We start from the raw sequence: 4,493 nt of genomic DNA on the forward strand, positions 1-4,493 counted from the left end.
ACGGTCGTCGTCGCCGGCGGCGGCTTCACCGGCATCGAGGCGGCCACCGAAATGCCGGCGCGGCTTCGCGACATCCTCGGCGCAACCGCGAAAACCCGCGTCATCATCGTCGAACGCAACAATGCGATCGCGCCCGACATGGGCGCAGGTCCCCGCCCCGTCATCGAGGACGCCCTTCACAGGCTCGGTGTGGAAACCCGCCTCGGTGCCGGTGTCGCATCGCTCGACCAATCCGGCGTCACCCTGTCCAGCGGCGAGCACATCGAGACCGAGACCGTGATCTGGGCGGCGGGCATTCGTGCGGCGCCCTTGACCGCGCAGATTCCCGCCGAGCGCGACAGTTTCGGCCGCTTGCTGGTCGATCGCTGCTTGCAGGTGACAGGCGTTCAGCGTGTCTTCGCGGCCGGCGATGCGGCACGCGCGGCCTGCGACGACGAGGGCAATTACGCGCTGATGTCGTGCCAGCACGCGACACGGATGGGCGCCTTCGCCGGCAACAATGCCGCGGCCGAGCTGCTCGGCCTTGTGACCCGGCCCTATCATCAGAAGGCGTACGTGACTTGCCTCGATCTCGGCGGCGCCGGCGCGCTGTTCACGCGCGGCTGGGAGCGCAAGGTCGAGATGGTCGGCGACATCGCCAAGAAGACCAAGCAGGAGATCAACACGGTCTGGATCTATCCGCCAAAGGCGGAGCGCGCCGCCGCGCTCGCGTCCGCCGATCCGGAGCGCGTCACCGCTCTCTAGACGTCTCGAGCCATGACGGCCGCGCGTCCCCGGCGGCGCGGTCTGCTCAATCAACCAGCCGGGAGCCTTCTCATGAAACAGGAGATCAACATGAACCTGCATAACACTTCATATCCCGCGACATCACGCCCCGAAGAGCTGGTCCCGTCGCGCTATGCGCTGAAGATCGGCGAGATCGACGTGATGGTGATCAGCGATGGCGTGCTGACGCTGCCGGGCGCGATGCTGGCCCACAACGCCGACCCGGCCGTCCGCGCGGCCTGGCTGAAGGACATGTTCCTGCCGCCGGATGCGTTCGACTGGGCGCTGAACGTGGTCGTGGTGCGCAGCGGCGGCCAGACCATCCTCGTCGACGCCGGGCTGGGATCCGATCCGGATCTGCACTTGCCGCGGGCCGGGCAATTGAGCAAGCGATTGGAAGCCGCCGGCATCGAACTCGGGTCGGTGACCGACGTGGTGCTGACGCACATGCACATGGACCACATCGGCGGGCTGCTCGTCGACGAGGTGAGGGACCAGCTGCGTCCGGACCTGCGGATCCACGTCGCCGCCGCCGAGGTCAAGTTCTGGGAGGCGCCCGATTTCTCCCAGGTCTCGATGCCGCCGGGATTCCCGGATGCGCTTCGGGCGACCGCCAAGCGGTTCGCGAAGGAGTACCACAACCAGCTGCGCACTTTCGAGAACGAGCACGAGGTGGCGCCGGGCGTGGTGGTCACGCGCACCGGCGGTCACACCCCCGGGCACAGCGTGGTCCGGCTCGCATCGGGCGGCGATCGGCTGACATTCGCCGGCGATGCCGTGTTCACTGTCGGATTCGACCACCCCGACTGGCACAACGGCTTCGAGCATGATCCCGAAGAGGCCGCCCGCGTTCGGGTACGTCTGTTGCGGGAGCTGGCGGCGAGCGAAGAGCTCCTCGTCGCCACGCACATGCCGTTCCCCTCGGTCGGCCGAGTGGCGGTCGACGGCGACCACTTTCGCTGGGTGCCGGCGTTCTGGGACTACTGACCGCGCCTCGGGTCGGAAGCGCGATGACGATCGTCATCGCGCTTTCGCAGCATTAACATGACGCAGGAGCGACGTGCTCACATCAAACGTTTTGCGGCACGCACTTCGGCGATCTCGGAGTCGGGATGGCTGACGATGGTGGCGAACATGATGCCGCTGATAATGAGCGACCAGGCGGTGTTCCAATAGATCCAAAACACGTGCCAGCCTCCGTTCGATTCATCCGCCCGCGGGATCAGGGTAACGACAAGCCGAGGCCGCCGTTCCCAGTGCGGGTGCAGGCTATTTTTGTTTGGTCGGCGGCGACGCGGGATCGGTTTGACCGGTGTGGCGCTTTGCCACGACGTCGGTGTCGCGCTCGCCCTCATGGGGGCGCGGCGGCGGCTTGGGCTGGCCTTTCTGGCCGCCATGCTTGCCGCCCATGTCGGGCTTACCTTCGAGATCGTTTTCGCGGGGCATGGCGGTTCAATGCGCCGGCGCGGCATTGGTTCGGATTGCGCCGCCGGTTTTCGCCTGTGAACGAGTTCATAGGATTGCCGCGGTTTGCAGTGCACGATCTCGGATGCCCGGGACGTTCATGACCTATGGATTCGGCCTGATGCGGAAGCGGCTCATCGCCTGGACCATCCTGACGTCCGCCCTGGTTGCGGTCACCGTCTGGACCGTGCTCGGACCGCCCGCCCCTCCGTCCAGCCCGCATCTGCCCTCCCGGACGGCTTCCGTGCGGTAGCCCTGGCGGCGACCGATACAATTTCGGTATCGATCGATCCCAATTGGAATTTGGTGCGGTGGCGCGCCGCCCGCTATCCTCGCCGGCAAAACGACGATGCCGCGACCCGGCCTTCAGGAGGAGCCCATGTTGAGACCGACCCGACGCATCGCATCCAAAGCGCCACGCGCTGCGATTGCCACCACCCTGTTCGCAGCCCTCACTCTCATTTCTGGAGTCCACGCCGGCATGGCCGAGACCTTCGCCTATGTCGGCAACGCCGACAGCAACGACATCAGCGTGTTCAAGATGACCGCCGGCGGCGAGATGACGCCCGTGCAGACGGCCGCCTTCAAGGGCGTCGACAAGCCCGGCTCCTCGACGCCGCTCGCGATCACGCCCGATCACCGCGTGCTGATTGCCGGAATCCGCTCGCAGCCGTACCTCGCCGTGAGTTTTGCGATCGATCCCAAGACGGGCCAGCTCAGCCATATCGGCAACGGACCGCTCGCCGACAGCATGGCCAATATCGCCGTCGACCACGGCGGCAAGTTCCTGTTCAGCGCCTCCTATGGCGGCAACAAGGTCGCGCTGAATCCGCTGCTTGCAAACGGCGTCGCCGGCGAGCCGAAGCAGGTGATCCCGACCGGGCTGAATGCCCATGCCTTCCTGCCCTCGCCCGACAACCGCTTCGCGTTCGCGACCAATCTCGGCTCCGACCAGGTGCTGAGCTTCGCGTTCGATGCCACGGCCGGCACGCTGACGCCGAGCGATCCGCCGGCCCACAAGGTGCCGGAGAAATCGGGGCCGCGGCACTTCGTGTTTCACCCGGGCGGCAAGTTCGTCTATCTCCTCCACGAGCTGAATGGCGACGTCGCAGCCTTCACCTATGAGGCCAAGAGCGGCGCCTGGGACGAGATCCAGCGCACCACCGCGCTGCCTGAAGGGTTTTCCGGCAAACCCTGGGCCGCCGACATCCACATTACCCCGGACGGCCGCTTCCTCTATGCCTCCGAGCGCACCACCAACACGCTCACCGCCTACAAGGTGGACGCGACCAGCGGCAGGCTGACCACGATCGGCAGCGTGCCGACCGAGAAGCAGCCGCGCGGCTTCAACGTTGATCCCTCCGGCCGCTATCTCGCCGCGGTCGGCGAACTCTCCGACAGCATGACGGTCTATGCGATCGACCAGAGCAGCGGGGCGCTGGCCAAGCTGAAATCCTACCCCACCGGCAAGAAGCCGAATTGGGTGGAGTTCCTGAACCTGCCGTGAGGCACCCGCGGGGGAGCTACGTAATCATCCGTAATTTCGCGAGGCCCGGCTTGGAGTCATATCACGGGGCATGGACCGTCAGATCGTTTTCAGGTGCCCTCGGACCGGCATGAATGTGCAGCATCGGCTTGACGACGAGCCGAGCGGTCGCACGCATGTTTCCGTGCCGTGCCAGGCCTGTACGCGCCTGCACCTGATCGATCGCTCCACCGGCAAGCTGCTGGGCGAGCGCCCGAACTGACGGCCAGCCATTGCCGCGGCATCCGGCGTGACGTTCTTGACGTGATCCACACCCCATGGACGGCCGCAATCACGCCGCCCCGCGCCGGGGCGGCGAACCTGATCTCCAATCCCGCGACTAATCAATGACTTGCCGCGGCGGCGGGCGCCGGCGTGGCATCCTGACATGGGCAACGCGGCCGTAGTCCGGCCCGTTGCCATCTGCTATCGATCGAAGGGCTTGAACCCCGTGGAATTTCCGATGCGTCATTTGCCCCGTGCCGTTGTTCGAAGCCTGTGTCCCGCAGCCGTCGCCGGCGTGCTGGTCCTCGGTCAATATCCGGCCAGAGCTGCCGATGACGATGCGCCCAAAGGGCCGGCCGTCACGGTGCTGAAGGTCGCAAAATCCTGCTTCTCCGACATCGTCGAGGCCACCGGCACGATCATCGCGCGGGAGGAAACGTCGGTGCGGCCCGAGCGCCCGGGCCTGAAGGTCACGGACGTGCTGGCGGAAGCCGGCGACACCACCACCGCCGGC

The 4,493-nt window shown here is 66.3% G+C and carries 7 protein-coding genes and 1 pseudogene; 6 read left to right on the forward strand and 2 right to left on the reverse strand.

What is annotated here, in order from left to right; translation table 11 throughout:
- Both MOV74_RS31945 and MOV74_RS31950 read left to right on the forward strand, forming a co-directional pair.
- On the forward strand, nt 1-744 hold a 744-nt coding region (locus MOV74_RS31945; RefSeq protein WP_246930993.1), incomplete at its 5' end, for an FAD-dependent oxidoreductase.
- 72 nt (nt 745-816) lie between these two features.
- Nucleotides 817-1,752, forward strand: a complete 936-nt coding sequence (locus tag MOV74_RS31950) for an MBL fold metallo-hydrolase (RefSeq protein WP_246930994.1) — start codon at nt 817-819, stop codon at nt 1,750-1,752.
- A 77-nt stretch (nt 1,753-1,829) separates the two neighbouring features.
- Here MOV74_RS31950 and MOV74_RS40870 read toward each other — a convergent pair whose 3' ends face one another.
- Together MOV74_RS40870 and MOV74_RS31955 are read right to left on the reverse strand one after the other, a co-directional pair.
- Complete coding sequence (locus MOV74_RS40870) at nt 1,830-1,952, reverse strand: hypothetical protein (protein ID WP_256468902.1); 123 nt, start codon at nt 1,950-1,952, stop codon at nt 1,830-1,832.
- A gap of 82 nt (nt 1,953-2,034) precedes the next feature.
- Entirely contained in the window at nt 2,035-2,211 is a 177-nt protein-coding gene (locus MOV74_RS31955; RefSeq protein ID WP_246930995.1) for a hypothetical protein, read from the reverse strand.
- 103 nt (nt 2,212-2,314) lie between these two features.
- Between MOV74_RS31955 and MOV74_RS31960 the strand changes: the two genes are divergently transcribed.
- From MOV74_RS31960 to MOV74_RS31970, 4 genes and pseudogenes are all read left to right on the forward strand, one after another.
- Nucleotides 2,315-2,482: a hypothetical protein gene (locus MOV74_RS31960; protein ID WP_246930996.1), complete on the forward strand. Its 168-nt coding sequence runs from the start codon at nt 2,315-2,317 to the stop codon at nt 2,480-2,482.
- Between the two features lie 126 nt (nt 2,483-2,608).
- A complete protein-coding gene (locus MOV74_RS31965) occupies nt 2,609-3,736 on the forward strand; it encodes a lactonase family protein (RefSeq protein WP_246930997.1) in 1,128 nt (375 codons plus the stop codon).
- A 109-nt stretch (nt 3,737-3,845) separates the two neighbouring features.
- Nucleotides 3,846-3,977 carry a hypothetical protein gene (locus tag MOV74_RS40875; RefSeq protein WP_258719564.1) on the forward strand — a complete coding sequence of 44 codons (132 nt, stop codon included), beginning with the start codon at nt 3,846-3,848 and terminating at the stop codon, nt 3,975-3,977.
- Between the two features lie 240 nt (nt 3,978-4,217).
- Nucleotides 4,218-4,493: pseudogene (locus MOV74_RS31970) on the forward strand (efflux transporter periplasmic adaptor subunit); the annotation flags it as partial.

Source organism: Bradyrhizobium sp. SHOUNA76, from assembly GCF_023006445.1.
Classification (GTDB): domain Bacteria; phylum Pseudomonadota; class Alphaproteobacteria; order Rhizobiales; family Xanthobacteraceae; genus Bradyrhizobium.